Annotated in this window: 14 protein-coding genes, 10 tRNA genes and 1 pseudogene; 17 read left to right on the plus strand and 8 right to left on the minus strand. The window is 71.3% G+C overall.

The genetic code is table 11. The annotated features are described in order from the left end of the window. Positions 1-245: 245 nt before the first annotated feature. The 3 genes and pseudogenes from uvrA to ACN27G_RS19035 form a co-directional block, all read right to left on the minus strand. Positions 246-3,185, minus strand: a pseudogene (uvrA, locus tag ACN27G_RS19025) (excinuclease ABC subunit UvrA); the annotation flags it as partial. A 219-nt stretch (positions 3,186-3,404) separates the two neighbouring features. Beyond that, positions 3,405-3,557, minus strand: a complete 153-nt coding sequence (locus ACN27G_RS19030) for a hypothetical protein (protein WP_421494139.1) — start codon at positions 3,555-3,557, stop codon at positions 3,405-3,407. A 153-nt stretch (positions 3,558-3,710) separates the two neighbouring features. Then, a complete protein-coding gene (locus ACN27G_RS19035; RefSeq protein ID WP_421494140.1) occupies positions 3,711-4,097 on the minus strand; it encodes a hypothetical protein in 387 nt (128 codons plus the stop codon). 121 nt (positions 4,098-4,218) lie between these two features. On the opposite strand from ACN27G_RS19035, the gene ACN27G_RS19040 reads away from it, so the two are divergent. Both ACN27G_RS19040 and ACN27G_RS19045 read left to right on the plus strand, forming a co-directional pair. Further along, a complete protein-coding gene (locus ACN27G_RS19040) occupies positions 4,219-4,998 on the plus strand; it encodes a helix-turn-helix domain-containing protein (protein ID WP_421494141.1) in 780 nt (259 codons plus the stop codon). Further along, positions 4,991-5,176, plus strand: coding sequence for a DUF397 domain-containing protein (locus tag ACN27G_RS19045; RefSeq protein ID WP_421494142.1), 186 nt, complete (start codon positions 4,991-4,993; stop codon positions 5,174-5,176). Before ACN27G_RS19040 ends, ACN27G_RS19045 begins: the two co-directional genes overlap by 8 nt. 222 nt (positions 5,177-5,398) lie before the next feature. On the opposite strand, the gene rsgA is transcribed toward ACN27G_RS19045, so the two are convergent. Beyond that, positions 5,399-6,472: a ribosome small subunit-dependent GTPase A gene (rsgA, locus tag ACN27G_RS19050; protein ID WP_421494143.1), complete on the minus strand. Its 1,074-nt coding sequence runs from the start codon at positions 6,470-6,472 to the stop codon at positions 5,399-5,401. A gap of 283 nt (positions 6,473-6,755) precedes the next feature. Here rsgA and ACN27G_RS19055 point away from each other — a divergent pair, with 283 nt between their 5' ends. The 14 genes from ACN27G_RS19055 to ACN27G_RS19120 all read left to right on the plus strand — a co-directional run bounded on the left by ACN27G_RS19055 (position 6,756) and on the right by ACN27G_RS19120 (position 11,781). Continuing rightward, positions 6,756-7,529: a maleylpyruvate isomerase family mycothiol-dependent enzyme gene (locus ACN27G_RS19055; RefSeq protein WP_421494144.1), complete on the plus strand. Its 774-nt coding sequence runs from the start codon at positions 6,756-6,758 to the stop codon at positions 7,527-7,529. Between the two features lie 31 nt (positions 7,530-7,560). Then, entirely contained in the window at positions 7,561-8,214 is a 654-nt protein-coding gene (locus ACN27G_RS19060) for an MBL fold metallo-hydrolase (RefSeq protein WP_421494145.1), read from the plus strand. Positions 8,215-8,298: 84 nt separating this feature from the next. Next, positions 8,299-9,102 (plus strand): alpha/beta fold hydrolase, encoded by an 804-nt coding sequence (locus tag ACN27G_RS19065; RefSeq protein ID WP_421494146.1) that lies wholly within the window; start codon positions 8,299-8,301, stop codon positions 9,100-9,102. 509 nt (positions 9,103-9,611) lie between these two features. After that, a tRNA-Pro gene (locus tag ACN27G_RS19070) sits at positions 9,612-9,684 on the plus strand. A gap of 29 nt (positions 9,685-9,713) precedes the next feature. Continuing rightward, a tRNA-Glu gene (locus ACN27G_RS19075) sits at positions 9,714-9,786 on the plus strand. A gap of 10 nt (positions 9,787-9,796) precedes the next feature. Beyond that, positions 9,797-9,869, plus strand: a tRNA-Gly gene (locus ACN27G_RS19080). Between the two features lie 22 nt (positions 9,870-9,891). Continuing rightward, positions 9,892-9,962: transfer RNA gene (locus ACN27G_RS19085), tRNA-Gln, on the plus strand. Positions 9,963-9,968: 6 nt separating this feature from the next. Next, positions 9,969-10,044: transfer RNA gene (locus ACN27G_RS19090), tRNA-Leu, on the plus strand. A gap of 5 nt (positions 10,045-10,049) precedes the next feature. Then, a tRNA-Ala gene (locus ACN27G_RS19095) sits at positions 10,050-10,118 on the plus strand. Positions 10,119-10,130: 12 nt separating this feature from the next. Further along, positions 10,131-10,203, plus strand: a tRNA-Leu gene (locus ACN27G_RS19100). A gap of 40 nt (positions 10,204-10,243) precedes the next feature. Continuing rightward, positions 10,244-10,318, plus strand: a tRNA-Arg gene (locus tag ACN27G_RS19105). A 64-nt stretch (positions 10,319-10,382) separates the two neighbouring features. Further along, positions 10,383-11,126 (plus strand): hypothetical protein, encoded by a 744-nt coding sequence (locus ACN27G_RS19110; protein WP_421494147.1) that lies wholly within the window; start codon positions 10,383-10,385, stop codon positions 11,124-11,126. Between the two features lie 499 nt (positions 11,127-11,625). Further along, positions 11,626-11,705 (plus strand) — tRNA-Tyr (locus ACN27G_RS19115). Positions 11,706-11,708: 3 nt separating this feature from the next. Next, a tRNA-Arg gene (locus ACN27G_RS19120) sits at positions 11,709-11,781 on the plus strand. A 167-nt stretch (positions 11,782-11,948) separates the two neighbouring features. On the opposite strand, the gene ACN27G_RS19125 is transcribed toward ACN27G_RS19120, so the two are convergent. Both ACN27G_RS19125 and ACN27G_RS19130 read right to left on the minus strand, forming a co-directional pair. Beyond that, positions 11,949-12,200, minus strand: coding sequence for an SCO4848 family membrane protein (locus ACN27G_RS19125; RefSeq protein WP_421494148.1), 252 nt, complete (start codon positions 12,198-12,200; stop codon positions 11,949-11,951). Positions 12,201-12,319: 119 nt separating this feature from the next. Next, the gene (locus ACN27G_RS19130) at positions 12,320-12,928 is read right to left on the minus strand and encodes a DedA family protein (RefSeq protein ID WP_421494149.1); all 609 of its coding nucleotides are present in this window, start codon (positions 12,926-12,928) and stop codon (positions 12,320-12,322) included. 243 nt (positions 12,929-13,171) lie between these two features. On the opposite strand from ACN27G_RS19130, the gene ACN27G_RS19135 reads away from it, so the two are divergent. After that, a complete protein-coding gene (locus ACN27G_RS19135) occupies positions 13,172-13,375 on the plus strand; it encodes a cold-shock protein (protein ID WP_421494150.1) in 204 nt (67 codons plus the stop codon). Here the strand turns inward: ACN27G_RS19135 and ACN27G_RS19140 are convergent. Together ACN27G_RS19140 and ACN27G_RS19145 are read right to left on the minus strand one after the other, a co-directional pair. Then, positions 13,356-14,414, minus strand: coding sequence for an MFS transporter (locus tag ACN27G_RS19140; protein ID WP_421494151.1), 1,059 nt, complete (start codon positions 14,412-14,414; stop codon positions 13,356-13,358). The genes ACN27G_RS19135 and ACN27G_RS19140 overlap by 20 nt on opposite strands. A 74-nt stretch (positions 14,415-14,488) precedes the next feature. Next, complete coding sequence (locus tag ACN27G_RS19145) at positions 14,489-15,061, minus strand: ArsR/SmtB family transcription factor (protein ID WP_421494152.1); 573 nt, start codon at positions 15,059-15,061, stop codon at positions 14,489-14,491. Positions 15,062-15,105: the final 44 nt, after the last annotated feature.

Here is a 15,105-nt window from a genome sequence, read left to right on the forward strand (position 1 = left end):
TGTCAGGAGGCTCCGGTGCGGCGGCGTCCCGCCGGGCCGGCCTTCGCGGTCGCCGCCTTCGCGGTCGCCGCCGTCGCGCCGGCCCGGGTCGTGCCACCCCGCACCGTACCGCCGCTCGCCTGGCCCGTGTCGGCCTTCGCGGCACCGCCGTTCGCCCTGCCGGCGGCGCCGCCACCGCCCTTGCCCGTGCCGCCGTTGGCCTTCGCCGTGCCGCCGTTGCCCTTGGCCGTGCCGGACGTGCCGGCGCTGGCCTTGGCCGTGCCGCCGTTGGCCCTGCTGGAGGTGCCGCCGTTGGCCTTTGCCGCGCGGGAGGTGGCGGCGCTCGCGCCCCGGGGCGGGCCGGTCAGCCCCAGCACCGGCCGGAGGAACTGGCCGGTGTGGCTCTCCGGCACCTCGGCCAGCTCCTCGGGGGTGCCGGCGGCCAGCACCGTGCCGCCCCGGTGCCCGCCCTCCGGGCCCATGTCGACGAGCCAGTCGGCGGTCTTGATCACATCCAGGTTGTGCTCGATGACGATCACCGTGTTGCCCTTGTCGACCAGGCTGTCCAGCACCCCGAGCAGCTTGCGGATGTCCTCGAAGTGCAGGCCGGTGGTGGGCTCGTCGAGCACGTAGACGGTGCGTCCGGTGGAGCGCTTCTGCAGCTCGGAGGCGAGCTTGACCCGCTGCGCCTCGCCGCCGGAGAGCGTCGGCGCCGGCTGGCCGAGCCGGACGTAGCCGAGGCCGACGTCGACCAGGGTCTTCAGGTGCCGGTGGATCGCCGGGATCGCCGAGAAGAAGTCGGCCGCCTCCTCGATCGGCATCTCCAGGATGTCGGAGACCGTCCGCCCCTTGTAGTGCACCTCCAGGGTCTCCCGGTTGTAACGGGCACCCTTGCAGACCTCGCACGGGACGTAGACGTCCGGCAGGAAGTTCATCTCGATCTTGATCGTGCCGTCGCCGCTGCACGCCTCGCAGCGGCCGCCCTTGACGTTGAACGAGAACCGGCCCGGACCGTACCCCCGGACCTTCGCCTCGGTGGTCTCGGCGAAGAGCTTGCGGACGTGGTCCCAGACCCCGGTGTAGGTCGCGGGGTTGGACCTCGGGGTACGCCCGATCGGCGACTGGTCCACCCCGACCACCTTGTCGACGTGCTCGATGCCGCTGATCCGGGTGTGCCGGCCCGGCACCAGCCGGGCGCCGTTGATCTGGTTGGCCAGCACCGCGTAGAGGATGTCGTTGACCAGGGTCGACTTGCCGGAGCCGCTGACCCCGGTGACCGCGATGAACTGGCCGAGCGGGAACGGCACGGTGAGGTTGCGCAGGTTGTGCTCGCGGGCGCCCTGCACCACCAGCTCCCGGCCCGGGGTCTGCGGCCGACGCCCCTTCGGGGTCGGGATCGACCTGCGCCCGGAGAGGTACGCCCCGGTCACCGACTCGGTGTTGGCCAGCAGGTCCGGCACCGAGCCGCTGTGCACGATCTTGCCGCCGTGCTCGCCGGCCCCCGGCCCGATGTCGACGATCCAGTCGGCCGTCCGGATGGTGTCCTCGTCGTGCTCCACGACGATGAGCGTGTTGCCCAGGCCCTTGAGCCGGACCAGCGTCTCGATCAGCCGGTGGTTGTCCCGCTGGTGCAGCCCGATCGAGGGCTCGTCGAGCACGTAGAGGACGCCGACCAGGCCGGAGCCGATCTGGGTGGCGAGCCGGATCCGCTGCGCCTCGCCGCCGGAGAGGGTGCCGGCCGGCCGGTCCAGCGAGAGGTAGTCGAGGCCGACGTCGACCAGGAAACGGAGCCGGGCGTTGATCTCCTTGAGCACCCGCTCGGCGATCAGCTTCTGCCGGTCGGTGAGGGTCATCCCGCCGAGCAGCTCGGCGCACTCGCCGACCGAGAGCGCACAGACCTCGGCGATGTTCCGCCCGCCCAGGGTGACCGCCAGCACCTCCGGCTTGAGCCGGCTGCCCCGGCAGACCGGGCAGGGCACGTCCCGCATGTAGCCCTCGTACTTGTCGCGGGACCAGTCCGACTCGGTGTCGTTGTGCCGGCGCTCGATCCACTGCACCACGCCCTCGAAGCCGGTGTAGTAGGAGCGCTCGCGGCCGTATTTGTTGCGGTAGCGGACGTGCACCTGGTCGCCGGAGCCGTGCAGGATCGTCTTCTGCGCCCGGGACGGCAGCGCCCGCCACGGGGTGTCGAGGTCGAAGTGCTCCGCCTCGCCGAGCGCCTGCAACAACCGCAGGAAGTATTCCTGGGTCTGCCCACCGGACCAGGGCTGGACCGCGCCCTCCCGCAGCGTCCGCTCCGCGTCCGGTACGACGAGCTCGGCGTCGACCTCCTTCTTGGTGCCCAGGCCCGTGCACTCGGGACAGGCACCGTAGGGGGCGTTGAAGGAGAAGACCCTCGGCTCCAGGTCCTCGATCGCCAGCGGGTGGTCGTTGGGGCAGGCCAGGTGCTCGGAGTAGCGCCGCTCGCGCTGCGGATCGTCCTCGGGCAGGTCGACGAAGTCGAGCAGGACCAGGCCGCCGGCCAGGGCGAGCGCCGACTCGACCGAGTCGGTGAGCCGCTGCTTGGCGCCGGCCTTGACGGTGAGCCGGTCGACCACCACCTCGATGGTGTGCTTCTCCTGCTTCTTCAGCTTCGGCGGCTCGGTGAGCGGATGGACCACCCCGTCGACCCGGGCCCGGGCGTAGCCCTTGGACTGGAGCTCGGCGAAGAGGTCGACGTATTCCCCCTTGCGGCCGCGCACCACCGGGGCCAGCACCATGAACCGGGTGCCCTCCTCCATCGCCAGCACCCGGTCGACGATCTGCTGTGGGCTCTGCCTGGAGATCCGCTCGCCGCAGACCGGGCAGTGCGGCTCGCCGACCCGGGCGAAGAGCAGCCGGAGGTAGTCGTAGACCTCGGTGATGGTGCCGACGGTGGAGCGCGGGTTGCGGGAGGTGGACTTCTGGTCGATCGAGACCGCCGGGCTCAGCCCCTCGATGAAGTCGACGTCCGGCTTGTCCATCTGGCCGAGGAACTGCCGGGCGTACGACGAGAGCGACTCGACGTACCGCCGCTGGCCCTCGGCGAAGATCGTGTCGAAGGCGAGGCTGGATTTACCGGAGCCGGAGAGCCCGGTGAAGACGATCATGGCGTCACGTGGCAGGTCGAGGCTGACGTCGCGGAGGTTGTGCTCACGCGCGCCACGGATGATCAGTCGGTCGGCCACTGTCCGCGCACTCCAGGGAGGAAGAGTCTGTTCTGTCCGATTTGCCGGCGCAGAAATGCGCCTCGGCAACTCTAGCCCCGGCGTGTGACAGTTTCCCGCGCCCCGCAGACCTCCACTGGTCGAAGGCCCGCCCTGGACCACCGGGGGAAGAGGGTCCAGGGCGGGCCGGTCTGCCGGCGAGGTGTCCCGTACCTCGCAGCGGGGCGGACGGACAGTTGGTCAATGGCGCCGTCGGGGCACCCAGTGGACGATCTGCCCCACGATCAGTGCGGGGTGTGTCTCGGGCAGTGCCTGCAGGGCGCGGGTGAGATGCACGCCGAGATACATCAGCAGAGCCGTGCGGTCACCCCCGAAACTCTTCAGCAACCGCACCCGGGCGTCCGCGCACGGCCACGGGTGCTCGCACGCCCGACACCCGTACCGCTCGTCCGGTGCGTGTTCACCCGGTGCACCCGGCGCCCGAGCCGCTGCCGCACGCCGTCGTGCCATGTGCCGCTCCCAGCGCACCCACGGCCCGATCACCGCTCACACCCGCTCACCACGCCGGGCGCGGTGCTGCTGCGCCGGGGTCAGGGTGCCCGGCCGACCGTTGCTCAACTGCGAGCGGGTCGGCGCGTCCCACCCGGGCCGCCGATTCCGGACCCGCGCCGGTGACGGCGGTGACGGTGACGGCGGTGACGGCGGTGTGGCGTCCGACAGGGCACGGATCTCGGCCGCCTCCTCCTCGGTCAGCTCGGCCGAGCGAGGGGTGTCCCAGCAGTCCCGGTGCACCAGCGGCGCGGATGGAAGGTAGGGCTGCGGGACCAGCAGCATCGAGTCCGGGCAGATCCACCGGTGGCCGCACCGGCAATAGAGCCAGAGCCGCCACCATGCCCGGCGGTGTTGGAGCGCCATTTCGCGAAAGTGTCTCATCTTGCCTCCCGTCGGCGGAACCTTTGAAATCCACCCTGGACGGGAATCCCCCATTAGCGGAAGATTGACGGCGGCGAGTAAAAGGGGAAAAGATTCGTTGATCCTTAGTCAGGAGTACTAAGTGAACGACCTACGGAAAATCCTCCGAGAACAGCGGGCCAAGCACCGGATGACGCAACAGAAGTGCGGCGCGGCGATCAAGGTGAGTGGATCGTTGATCGCCCAGATCGAGACCGGCCGCCTCATCCCGCAGGACGACACGGCACAGGCCCTTGACGACCTGTTCGGGACCGGTGACGAGATCCAGCGGGCCACCGCTGCGGCCCGGGACGACGCGCGCCCCACCTGGCTGCGCCCGTGGACCGAGCATGAGCGCCAGGCAACCCTGCTCAGGACGTGGGAGCCAAACCTCATCCCGGGGCTCCTCCAGACGGAGGCATACACCCGCCTGGTCTGCGCGGGTGGCCGACTGTCCGAGAAGGCCACCGAGAACACGATCCAGGTCCGGCGGGACCGCCAGGCCGCGACCGTCGGCCGGCCGGAGGATCCGCCGATGTTGTCCGCCGTCATCGGCGAGGCCGCGCTGAGGTGCGGGCCGCCCGATGTCCTCAAGGAGCAGCTTCAACACCTGCTCGACGCGAGCCACCTTCCCCACGTGCAGATCCTGGTCCTACCGTCGTCGGCCGGCATCCATGCCGGCCTGGCCGGGGCATTCGTGCTCGCCACCCTTGCCGGTCGAGGGCGGGCCGCTTACGCCGACGACCAGTTGCGGGGCCGGGTTGTCACGGAGAGGGCGGATCTGGACCGTCTAGAGTTGGCGTGGGAGATCGTGACCGGTCTTGCCCTACCCGTCCAGCAGTCAAGAGATCTCATCATGAAAGCGATCAACGATCATGACTGAACCGAACTGGCACAAGTCCAGCCGTAGCAGCAGCAACCAGGGCAACTGCGTGGAGGTGGCCGACAACCTTCCCGGCCGGGTGCTGGTCCGCGACACCAAGGACCGCGACGGCGGAACCCTCACCTTCGCCCCGGACGCCTGGCGCGCCTTCGTCGGCACGGTCAGCCGGCACCCCTGACACCCCGCAACCACAGCACCAGCGGCCCCGCTGCCCCGACCGACCGGGCAGCGGGGCCGCTCTGCCCGTAGTGAGCCTGAGTGTGATTTCGCCCTGCGGCATAAGATCGAGACGGACGCACTCACCGTGACCGAGTGCGCCACGCCGGCACCAACGGCCGGTGATGTGACGACGGCAACGGTCGTGCCGTACAGCATTCCGCAGCATGTCTGAACTAGCGGATCACTGGTTCCGGCCGCTGCCCCGGCTCCGCTGCTCCTTGCGAATCCGCTTCCATTTGTGCCGCTCCTCCGCCGCCAGCCGGGCGTCCCGGCGGCGCGTCTCGTAGGCGACCTCCCGCTGGAGTTTCTGCCAACTCTCCCAGCGGCGCGGGCTCAGCTCGCCTGCCTGCAACGCCGCCTCGACCGTGCAGCCCGGCTCGCCCCGGTGCCCGCAGTCGGCGAACCGGCAGGCCGCGACGAGTTCCGCCACGTCGGCGAAGGCCCTGTCCAACCCGGCCGCCGCGTCGAGCAGGCCGACCGCCCGCACCCCCGGGGTGTCCAGCACCGCACCCCCACCCGGGATCGGGATCAGTTGCCGGTGCGTGGTGGTGTGCCGGCCCTTGCCGTCCACGCCGCGCACGCCCTGCGTGGTCATCACCGTCGCGCCGGCCAGGGCGTTCACCAGGGTCGACTTGCCGGCACCGGAGGGCCCGAGCAACGCCAGCGTACGGCCGGCGGCGACGCACGGCCGCAGCCGGTCCAGCCCCGTCCCGCGCTGGGCGCTCACCGGCAGCACCTCGACCCCGGGTGCCGCCCGGGCGAGGTCGGCGGCCACCGCCGCCGGATCGGCGACCAGGTCGCACTTGGTGAGCACCACCAGCGGGGTCGCGCCGGACTCCCAGGCCAGCGCGAGCAGCCGCTCGATCCGGCCCACGTCCGGCGCCGGATGCAGCGGCTCGATCACCGCCACCGCGTCCGCGTTGGCCGCCAGCACCTGCCCGGTCGAGTCCTTGTCGGCGGTACGCCGCACGATCGCGGTACGCCTGGGCAGCACCGTCTCCACGGTCAACCGCTGGTCCGGCCAGTTCCGGACCAGCACCCAGTCGCCGGCGCAGGGCAGCTCGACGGCGTCCCGGGAGGCCGCGACCAGCACCCCGCCGCCGAGGCTGGCCCGGAGCGTGCCGTGGGCGCCGAGCACCGTACAGATTCCCCGGTCGGCCCGGACCACCCGGCCCGGCCGGAGGTCGTCGCCGCGGTCCGGATACGCCGCGGCCAGCGAGGCGTCCCAGCCGAGGGACGCGAGATCGAAGCTCATGCCAACTCTTGTCGTAGGAGGGGGATTCCAGGAGCGGAATCGGAGGTGGATTCCAGAAGCGGGATCAGCGGTGGATCCCAGGAGCGGAATCAGCGGTGCGTTCCCGAAGTGGAAACGGTGGCCCCAGGCACTGCGACCGGCATGTCTCCCACCTCCTCACGGCTTGCGGCTGCGATCTCGACGGTAGGTGCTGACGGGACCACACCGAAAGCCAATTCCGGGCCGGCTCGTCCGGCCGAGGCGTCCGGGTCCGTCCGGTCGACGACCGCTATCGTCGTAAGCCGTGACACTCGACCCGCTCGCGTTGCTGCCCGAGGTCGACCGGGCGACGGACCGGCTGCTGCGGACCGTCGACGGGCTCGACGACGCGGCGATCGGCGAGCCATCCCTGCTGCCCGGCTGGACCCGGGGACACGTGCTCAGCCACCTCGCCCGCAATGCCGACAGCATGGTCAACCTGCTGACCTCGGCGCGTACCGGCGAGGACATCCCGCAGTACCCGAGCCCGACGGCCCGGGACGCGGACATCGCGGCCGGCGCACCGCGGCCGGCCGCCGACCAGCTCGCCGACCTGCGGGTTAGCGCGGAGCGGTTCGCCGAGGCCGCCCGGGCGTTGCCGGCGGCGGCCTGGGCGGCCGAGGTCCGGACCTTCCGCGGACACCTGCCGGCGGCCATCCTGACCTGGCGCCGGCTGCGCGAGGTGGAGATACACCACGTGGATCTCGCCGCCGGTTACCGGTCCGCCGACTGGCCGGACGCGTTCGCCCAGCGGCTGCTGCACGAGGTGGCCCACGACCTGGCCCACCGCGCCGAGCCGCTCGCCCTGACCCTGCACCCGACGGAGTCCGGGCAGCCCCTGATCCTCGGCAACGGCAACGGCAACGAGGGTAAGTCGTCCGGCGGCGACCCGGAACCTGGCGGCGTCGCCGGGCCGGAGCCGCGCACCGTCGCCGGCCCGGCACACGAACTGGCCGGCTGGCTGACCGGCCGGAGCACCGGGGCCGGTCTGGCGGTCACTCCCGCCGGACCGCTACCCGCGCCGCCGCCCTGGATGTGAGCTCCCCGACCCGACCGGAGGCAACCGAAGAATGAGCTACACCGGAAACGTCGTCTCCGACGGCCCACCCGACGTACGCGAGCTGAACGGCCTGACCGTCAGCAAGCTCTCGGTCGGCCCGATGGACAACAACGCGTACCTGCTGCGCTGCACCACCACCGGCGAGCAGGTGCTGATCGACGCCGCCAACGAGGCGCCCCGGCTGCTGGAACTGGTCGGTGACGGCGGCTTGGCGGCGGTGGTCACCACCCACCGGCACATGGATCACTGGGTGGCGCTGGAGGAGGTGGTCGCCGCCACCGGAGCCCGGTCCCTGGTGCACGAGGCGGACGCGGACGGGCTGCCTATCCCCTCCGAGCCGCTCGCCGACGGCGGCCGGATCCCGGTCGGCGACCGGGAACTCGAGGTGATCCACATCGTCGGGCACACTCCGGGCTCGGTCGCGCTGCTCTACCGGGACGGGGCCGACGGGACCCACCTCTTCACCGGCGACTCGCTCTTTCCCGGCGGCGTCGGCAACACCGAGCGGGATCCGGTGCGGTTCGATTCCCTGATCAACGATGTGGAGCGGAAGCTCTTCGACCGGCTGCCCGACGAGACCTGGTTCTATCCGGGGCACGGCCGGGACAGCACCCTCGGCGCCGAGCGCCCGTCGCTGCCGGAGTGGCGCGCCCGGGGCTGGTGAACCCGACGCTCCCGGGGCGCTCCGGCAGGTCGGCGCGCCCCGGGTTGCTTGGCACGGTTGGCTAATGGATGTAGCTTTTAGGCTATGACTAACGTCCACCATCTCCGCCGGCCCGAGGGGCACATCGCGTACGAGCTGTGGGACGGCGCCGGTCCCCTGGTGATCTGCACACCCGGGATGGGTGAGCTGCGCCAGTCGTACCGGCTGCTGGTGCCGAAACTGGTCGAGGCGGGCTACCGGGTGGCGGTCATGGACATCCGGGGGCACGGCGACAGCGACCCGACCTTTTCCGCGTACGACGATGTCGCCCTCGCCAGCGATCTGCTGGCGCTCGTCGACGAACTCGGCGGGCCGGCGTTCCTCGTGGGGAACTCGATGGGGTCCGGTGCCGCCGTGATCGCCGCCGCCGACGCCCCGGCCAAGGTACGCGGGCTCGCCCTGCTCGCTCCCTTCGTCCGGCAGCCCGCCGGCGCCGCCCTGCTGGGCCTGCTCTTCCGGCTCATGCTCCTCAAGCCCTGGGGCCCGGCGGCCTTCCTCGGCTACTACCCGAAGTGGGTGCCCGGCACCAAGCCCGAGGGGTACGCCGAGCACCTGGCCCGGGTCCGCGACAACCTGCACCGCCCCGGGCACTGGCGGGCCTTCGTGCGGACCACCCGCACCTCGCACGAGCCGGCCCGCCGCCGGCTGCCCGAGGTCTCCGCCCCGACGGTGGTGGTGATGGGCACCGCCGACGTGGACTGGAAGGACCCGGCCGCCGAGGCCCACTGGATCGGCGAGCAACTGGGCGCCGAGGTGGTCATGGTCCCCGACGTGGGCCACCACCCCCAGGCCCAGGCACCCGATGCGGTCGCCGCCGCCGTGGGCCGCCTGGTCGAACGGGCCTCCTGAGCCGCGCCATCGCCCCGGCGAACGCCGAATTCCCGCCGCCGATCCGGTAGGGGTGCGGGGAAACGGAAAAAGATGTTGCTCCGGGCCGGGGGCGACCCCTACCGTAGTTGTCACAGCGATCGACAAGGCGACACGATCGACAAAGCGACACCGAATCGACAGGGAGCATCCGATGTTGTGGCAGTCCCCATCGCGAGCGTGGCGGCTATGGCCCTACGCCCCGACGGGCCACGCCATGCCCGGGTGCTCCGTCCACCGTGGCGGCGAACGTGCCGAGCTGGGCGGCTGGCGGACGTAACGCGACTCCATTCGCGTCCACGCCGCCCTCCCAAATCGGGACCGGGCGGCGTTTCTTTTCATGCGTTCCTTTCTGACCCACGCGTCTCCGGTCGTCCCTTGCTTCTCCCCCGACCTCGGCCGGCGGGACCGGCACCACGTTGAAAACTCCACTGTGGATAGCATTTGTCGATGCCCGGCGGGCGGCCTTTTCGCGCGCCGGGCGGGCGGATCCGGGGCGAGGGAGACGGCTGACCCGCCTGTTTTGGGAACAGGAGACACCGAGTTCGATTCTCGGGTCCCGGACGATCGGGGGCACCGCCACCCCCGGCCTCGGACCGTTGGAGTAGTGGTTATCTCGCCAGGCTCTCAACCTGGAGAAGGCCGGTTCGATTCCGGCACGGTCTACGTTTTCCACGCGGCTGTAGCGCAGTTGGCAGCGCGCCACCTTGCCATGGTGGAGGTCCCGGGTTCAAATCCCGGTAGCCGCTCTTCCCCGCCGGTCGCCATCATTCCCGGATCGTCCAACGGCAGGACGCCTGACTCTGGATCAGAAAATCGAGGTTCGAATCCTTGTCCGGGAGCGCGACGCCCTCGTGGCCCAATTGGTAGAGGCACCAGGTCGAGAGCCTGGTCATCGTGCGCGTTCGAGTCGCGCCGAGGGCACTTCCGGGGTGGGTGCTGGTGCACAGCGTTGCCTTGCAAGCTGCGCGTGCGCGGTTCGATCCCGCGTCACTCCACGCATGACAGATGCCCGGGTAGCCCAACGGCAGAGGCCGCCGGCTCAGAACCGGTGTGTTGCAGGTTCGACTCCTGCTCCGGGTACGTTCCCCGCGTCGGCGGCGCGGGTTTCGAAGAATGGTGAGCCCTTGTAGCTCAGCGGACAGAGCGGCGGCCTACGAAGCCGTGTCGAGCGGAGGTTCGAATCCTCCCAGGGGTACGACAGGGTCGCCCCACCCGGCGACGACCGCTATCGTCTGCGCGACCAGACCGAAAGGACCATGGTGCCGAACCCGACCGAACTGCACAAGATCAACGCGTTGGTGCAGGGCTTCAAGCCGCAGGCCAAGCGGGAACTCACGGACGCGCACCGGCGTACCCAGAAGGCGCCTCCGCTCTCCGGCATCTCCCGGACCTACCAGCCGTTCGCCGACGACATCCGCGAGCAGTTGCCGCCGGAGTCGACCCGGGTGCAGTACACCGTCCAGGAGGTCCTGGACGACGTCGCCGCCACCATGGGGCGGCTCTTCGACCTCCAGTTCCTCCAGGACACCGGCAACGCAGGCGCCGGTGCGGACGTGGTGGTCGACGGTCGCACCCTGATCCGGCAGGCACCCGTCACCTACCTGCTCTTCCTGGAGAAGCAGCTCGTCGACCTACGCACCTTCGTCGACGCGCTGGCCACCCTGGACGCGGCCGAGAAGTGGGAGTACGACGCCGACCGCGCCTGCTACGCGAGTACGCCGAGCCAGACCCAGAAGATGCGCAAGGTGCACCGCAACCACGTGAAGGCCGAGGCGACCGAGAAGCACCCGGCGCAGGTCGAGGTCTACACCGAAGACGTGCCGGTGGGCACCTGGACCACGGTGAAGCTCTCCGGCGCCCTGCCGGCCGAGCGGGTCAAAGTGCTGCGCGGCCGGGTCGACAAGCTGCTGGAGGCGGTGAAGGTGGCCCGCGAGGAGGCGAACAGCACCACCGTCGAAGACCGCACTGTCGGCGACGACGTCTTCGGCTACCTCTTCGGCTAGGACATGATCGACTACCTGTCCAGGTAGTCTTCCAGACACCCCCGTGGAGCGGGGGGTGGCGCGCGACGCGCCGAGACTGAGGCTGATTCGTCAGGCTCAACATGGTGACGGTTCCAGTGGAGGTTCGAGTCCTCCCCTCGGCACTGCGGGCCGAGGTAGCCCAACGGGCAGAGGCAGACCGGCACCAGGCAGGCTGAGACTATCGCTCCAGGCTCAGCACCCCCACCCATCGCCAGACCTACCGACCCCGACAATCTCGACGAGATGCTGGTTCGAGTCCAGTCTGCCGCTCTCCTGCGGCGGTCGCTTAATGGCAAAGCACGTCGACCGCAGACTGATCGTGGGTCTTAAACGCCGCTGGCGTGTGAACGGGTGGACCTCCAGGACCCCCGGGGCAGGGCATACCCCGGGGGTCCGCCACACGTCCGCGCCGCTGGCTCGATGCTGGGGAGCACCACACAGCAATGCGTGATCGGGTTCGAATCCCGTCCATCACCTCGCGCGTCGTGGGCGGCTGGTCGCCCGGCGGTCCGTAAAACCGTTGCTTCGGCATGCCTGGTTCGAGTCCGGGGACGCGCACCTGCCCTCGTAGCTCAGCGGAGAGAGCGCGGCGTTCCGAGCGCCGAGGCCGCTGGTTCGATCCCAGCCGGGGGCGCCGGCCCGATGCTATCCACCGTGGATGCCGTGGGCGCGGGCGTTGGCTGCTCGGCCGCCACTCATGATGGCGGTGTGCCCGGTTCGACACCGGGGCCCACGACTCGCCGGCCGGCGATGATCGGACACTGACGGGGGGCGCCGGCCGGCACCCACCCCCTACGGGGCTCAGGGTCGGTCGCGCCGGGCGGCGCGCCAGCCGCGTACGCCGAGCAGGGCGACCGCGGTGCCGATCGCCAGGGAGCCCACGATCAGCAGCGCGTGCACCCACAGGAAGCTCGTCGGGCTGCCCTGGCCGATCTCCCCGGTCGACCAGGCTCGCGCGTCGTTCCAGATCGCGACGGCGAACCGGGGCCAGATCGCCCAGGTCCAGACGCCGACCAGGATCAGGAACACCGACCAGCGCCGCGACAACACCATGGCAGGCCAGTATGCCAGCCGGGCGGCCCGGCCCGGGCCGGGCCCGGGGTGACGCCGGCCGGTCGCCCTCGCCCGGCCGGCGTCACCCGGTCACCCCCCGACCGCCGGAACCCGCCCGGTCAGCCCCGGATCGTCGAGGCGAGTCGGCGGCGCACGCCCAGCAGCACGAGCCCACCGAAGATCATCCCGAAGCCCACGGTGCCCAGCATGGGGAGGGACTCGCCCGGCAGGAGCCCGCCGACGGAGCGGCCCAGGACGCCGAGCAGCATGTAGAGCCCGGCCCAGGCCACCGCGCCGACCACCGCGAAGCCCAGGAACCGGCGGTACGGCATCCGCAGCCCACCGGCGGCGAGCGGCAGCAGCGCGTTCAGCACCGGCAGGAAGGGTGCCACCATCACCATCCGGCCCCCGCCGCTGCCGAGGATCCGCTCGGCGGCCGACCAGCGTGCCTCCCCGATCCACGCCCCGGCGCGGCTGCGCCGCAGTCGGGCGCCGAACCGCCGGCCGGCGAAGAAGGTGAGCGACCAGCCGCCGAGGCAGCCGCCGATCACCGCCAGGAGAGCACTCACGCTGGCCGGCCGACCGACCCCCACCGCGGCGAGCACCGCGACGTCGCCGGGCACCAGCACCCCGAAGAGCGGAATCGCGTCGAGCAGCATGACCGCACCGAGCACCGCCAGGAAGATTCCCGACGGCAACTCCCCCACCTGCGCCAGCCAGTCCGCCACGTCAGGAACGGTACGGGCCGGCAGCGACCCGGACATCCGGGGCGAGCCCTGGTAAGGGCCGCCGTGGACCCTGAGACGGTCTAGGGGTGACTCCGCCGCTCGGTGTACCCCGCCGTCCCACCCCGGGTGGGCCGGAGGTTCGCACTACTCCCGACTTCCGCCCGCACCGGGTATCCCGGGAGGCTACTGTCGGTGACGTACAGGGGGTGCGCCGCGCACCGGGCGTGCCGTAAGGAGACACCCATGGCAAGCGGAACCGTCAAGTGGTTCAACTCGGAAAAGGGCTTCGGCTTCATCGAGCAGGACGGCGGGGGGCCGGACGTCTTCGTCCACTACTCCGCCATCGCGACCTCGGGCTTCCGGGAACTCAACGAGGGGCAGAAGGTCGACTTCGACGTCACCCAGAGCGAAAAGGGGCCGCAGGCGGCTAACGTCCAGCCGCACTGACGAGGCCGGACCGTGCCGGAGGGGGCGGCGCCGCCGCATCGTACGACTCGGGCAGGTCACGGCGTCCGCGCAACGGACCGACCAGCAGGATCAGCCCGGTCAGTGCCAGACCGCTGGTGATCACCCACATCGCCGGGCGGAGGCCGAGCGCCGTACCGAGGGCGCCGCCGAGCACGGCGCCGAGCGGGATGGTGCCGTAGTTGACCACCTGCATGGTCACGACGACCCTGCCGAGCAGCGGGTGTGGCACGTACGCCTGGCGGAAGCCGCCCTTGAGCACGTTGCCGACGACCACCCCGGCGCCGATCGCCACGCCGGCCACGACCGGCAGGGCGAGCCGGGCGCCCGGTGCGGTCAGCGGGACCAGCAGCCCGAACGGTGCGGCCCCGATCTCGCAGAACAGCAGCGCCCGGGCACTGCCGAGACGCCGGGACAGCGGGGTGGCGGCCGTGGCGCCGAGCACTCCGCCGAGGCTCATCAGGGCGATCAGGCCGCCGACGGCGCCCGGACCGATCCCGACCTCGCGGACCAGGAAGACGACCAGGATCGACTGGTATCCGATCAGACCGAGGTTGCTGACGGCGCCGAAGACGGTGAGCACCCGCAGGTAGGGATAGTTTCGCGTTCCCCTCCGGCAGGTCCTGCCGGGCCAGCAGGGTGGCAGGTAGACCTGGTAGGCGGTCTTGAAGAAGACGCTGACCGTGCCACCGGCCAGCGCGACGGCCAGCAGGTGCCCGACGGTCAGCAGGCCGAGCCAGCCGGCCACCGGCACGCTGAGGAAGAGCGCCGCGGCGACCAGGTCGCAGGTGACCATCACCGGCCGGCGGGGCAGCCGGTCCACCCAGGCGCCGGCCGGAAGCCCGACCAGCAGCCAGGGCAGCCAGGCGGCGGCGGTCAGCAGCGCCACCTGGAAGGTGCCGGCGCCGAGGACGGCGACCGCCGTCAGCGGCAGCGCGACGCTGGTGACGCTGGCGCCGAAACTGCTGCCGGCCTGGCCGAGCCAGAGCAGCCTGAAGTCCCGGTGCCGGTGCAGTCTCATCCGCACTCCCGCACGGCCCGCCGGCCCCGGGACAGCCCCCGGGCCGGCCTGGTCGGATCGGCGCCGCTGCCCGGTCACGGCCGTGCCGGGACGCCGTGGGCGAAGAAGAAGACGGGGTCGCGACGCTGCCCGTCCTCCGGCGGCTCGCGGTCGCCCCAACGCGACAGCAGGGCGAGCAGCTCGGTCTCGAGGTCGGCCAGTTCCGCCGGGGTGAGCCGCAGCCAGCGGTCGGTCGAGAACGGCGCCCCGTCCCAGGCCGCGCGCTCGTCGTCACCCGCGGCATGCCAGTCGCGGACCAGGCCGACCTGGCGGTCGAGGTTGAGCGAGGCGGCGGCCTGCTGCACGGCCTGCGCCGCCGGGTCGTCGGCGAAGTCGGCACTGGACCAGCGCAGCCCGGCCGAGACCAGCCGCCACCACCGCTCCCGGCGGTCCCGGGCCAGCTCCGGGGCCTCCCGCACCAGGTCGGCGGCGGCGAGGACCCTGAGGTGGTGGCTGACGTTCGCCACGGCCTGCCCGCTCCGCTCGGCCAGGCTGCTGACCGTGGCCGGGCCGTAGACCTTGAGCACGTCCATCAGCCGGCGGCGCAGCGGATGGGACATCGCGGCCAGGACCCGGGAGTCGGTGACCTGGCGAACCTCTCTCGTCATGCGGCCAGCGTGCCATCCGCAACAGCAGTTGTGCAAGAGCTATT

Source organism: Plantactinospora sp. WMMB334, assembly GCF_049179095.1.
In the GTDB taxonomy this organism is placed as follows: Bacteria; Actinomycetota; Actinomycetes; order Mycobacteriales; family Micromonosporaceae; genus Plantactinospora.

Coding starts and splice junctions, on each gene's coding strand:
- ACN27G_RS19035 (WP_421494140.1), bottom strand. CDS start 4,097: ATGAGACACTTTCGCGAAATGGCGCTCCAACACCGCCGGGCATGGTGG.
- ACN27G_RS19045 (WP_421494142.1), top strand. CDS start 4,991: ATGACTGAACCGAACTGGCACAAGTCCAGCCGTAGCAGCAGCAACCAG.
- rsgA (WP_421494143.1), bottom strand. CDS start 6,472: ATGAGCTTCGATCTCGCGTCCCTCGGCTGGGACGCCTCGCTGGCCGCG.
- ACN27G_RS19060 (WP_421494145.1), top strand. CDS start 7,561: ATGAGCTACACCGGAAACGTCGTCTCCGACGGCCCACCCGACGTACGC.
- ACN27G_RS19065 (WP_421494146.1), top strand. CDS start 8,299: ATGACTAACGTCCACCATCTCCGCCGGCCCGAGGGGCACATCGCGTAC.
- ACN27G_RS19125 (WP_421494148.1), bottom strand. CDS start 12,200: ATGGTGTTGTCGCGGCGCTGGTCGGTGTTCCTGATCCTGGTCGGCGTC.
- ACN27G_RS19135 (WP_421494150.1), top strand. CDS start 13,172: ATGGCAAGCGGAACCGTCAAGTGGTTCAACTCGGAAAAGGGCTTCGGC.
- ACN27G_RS19140 (WP_421494151.1), bottom strand. CDS start 14,414: ATGAGACTGCACCGGCACCGGGACTTCAGGCTGCTCTGGCTCGGCCAG.
- ACN27G_RS19145 (WP_421494152.1), bottom strand. CDS start 15,061: ATGACGAGAGAGGTTCGCCAGGTCACCGACTCCCGGGTCCTGGCCGCG.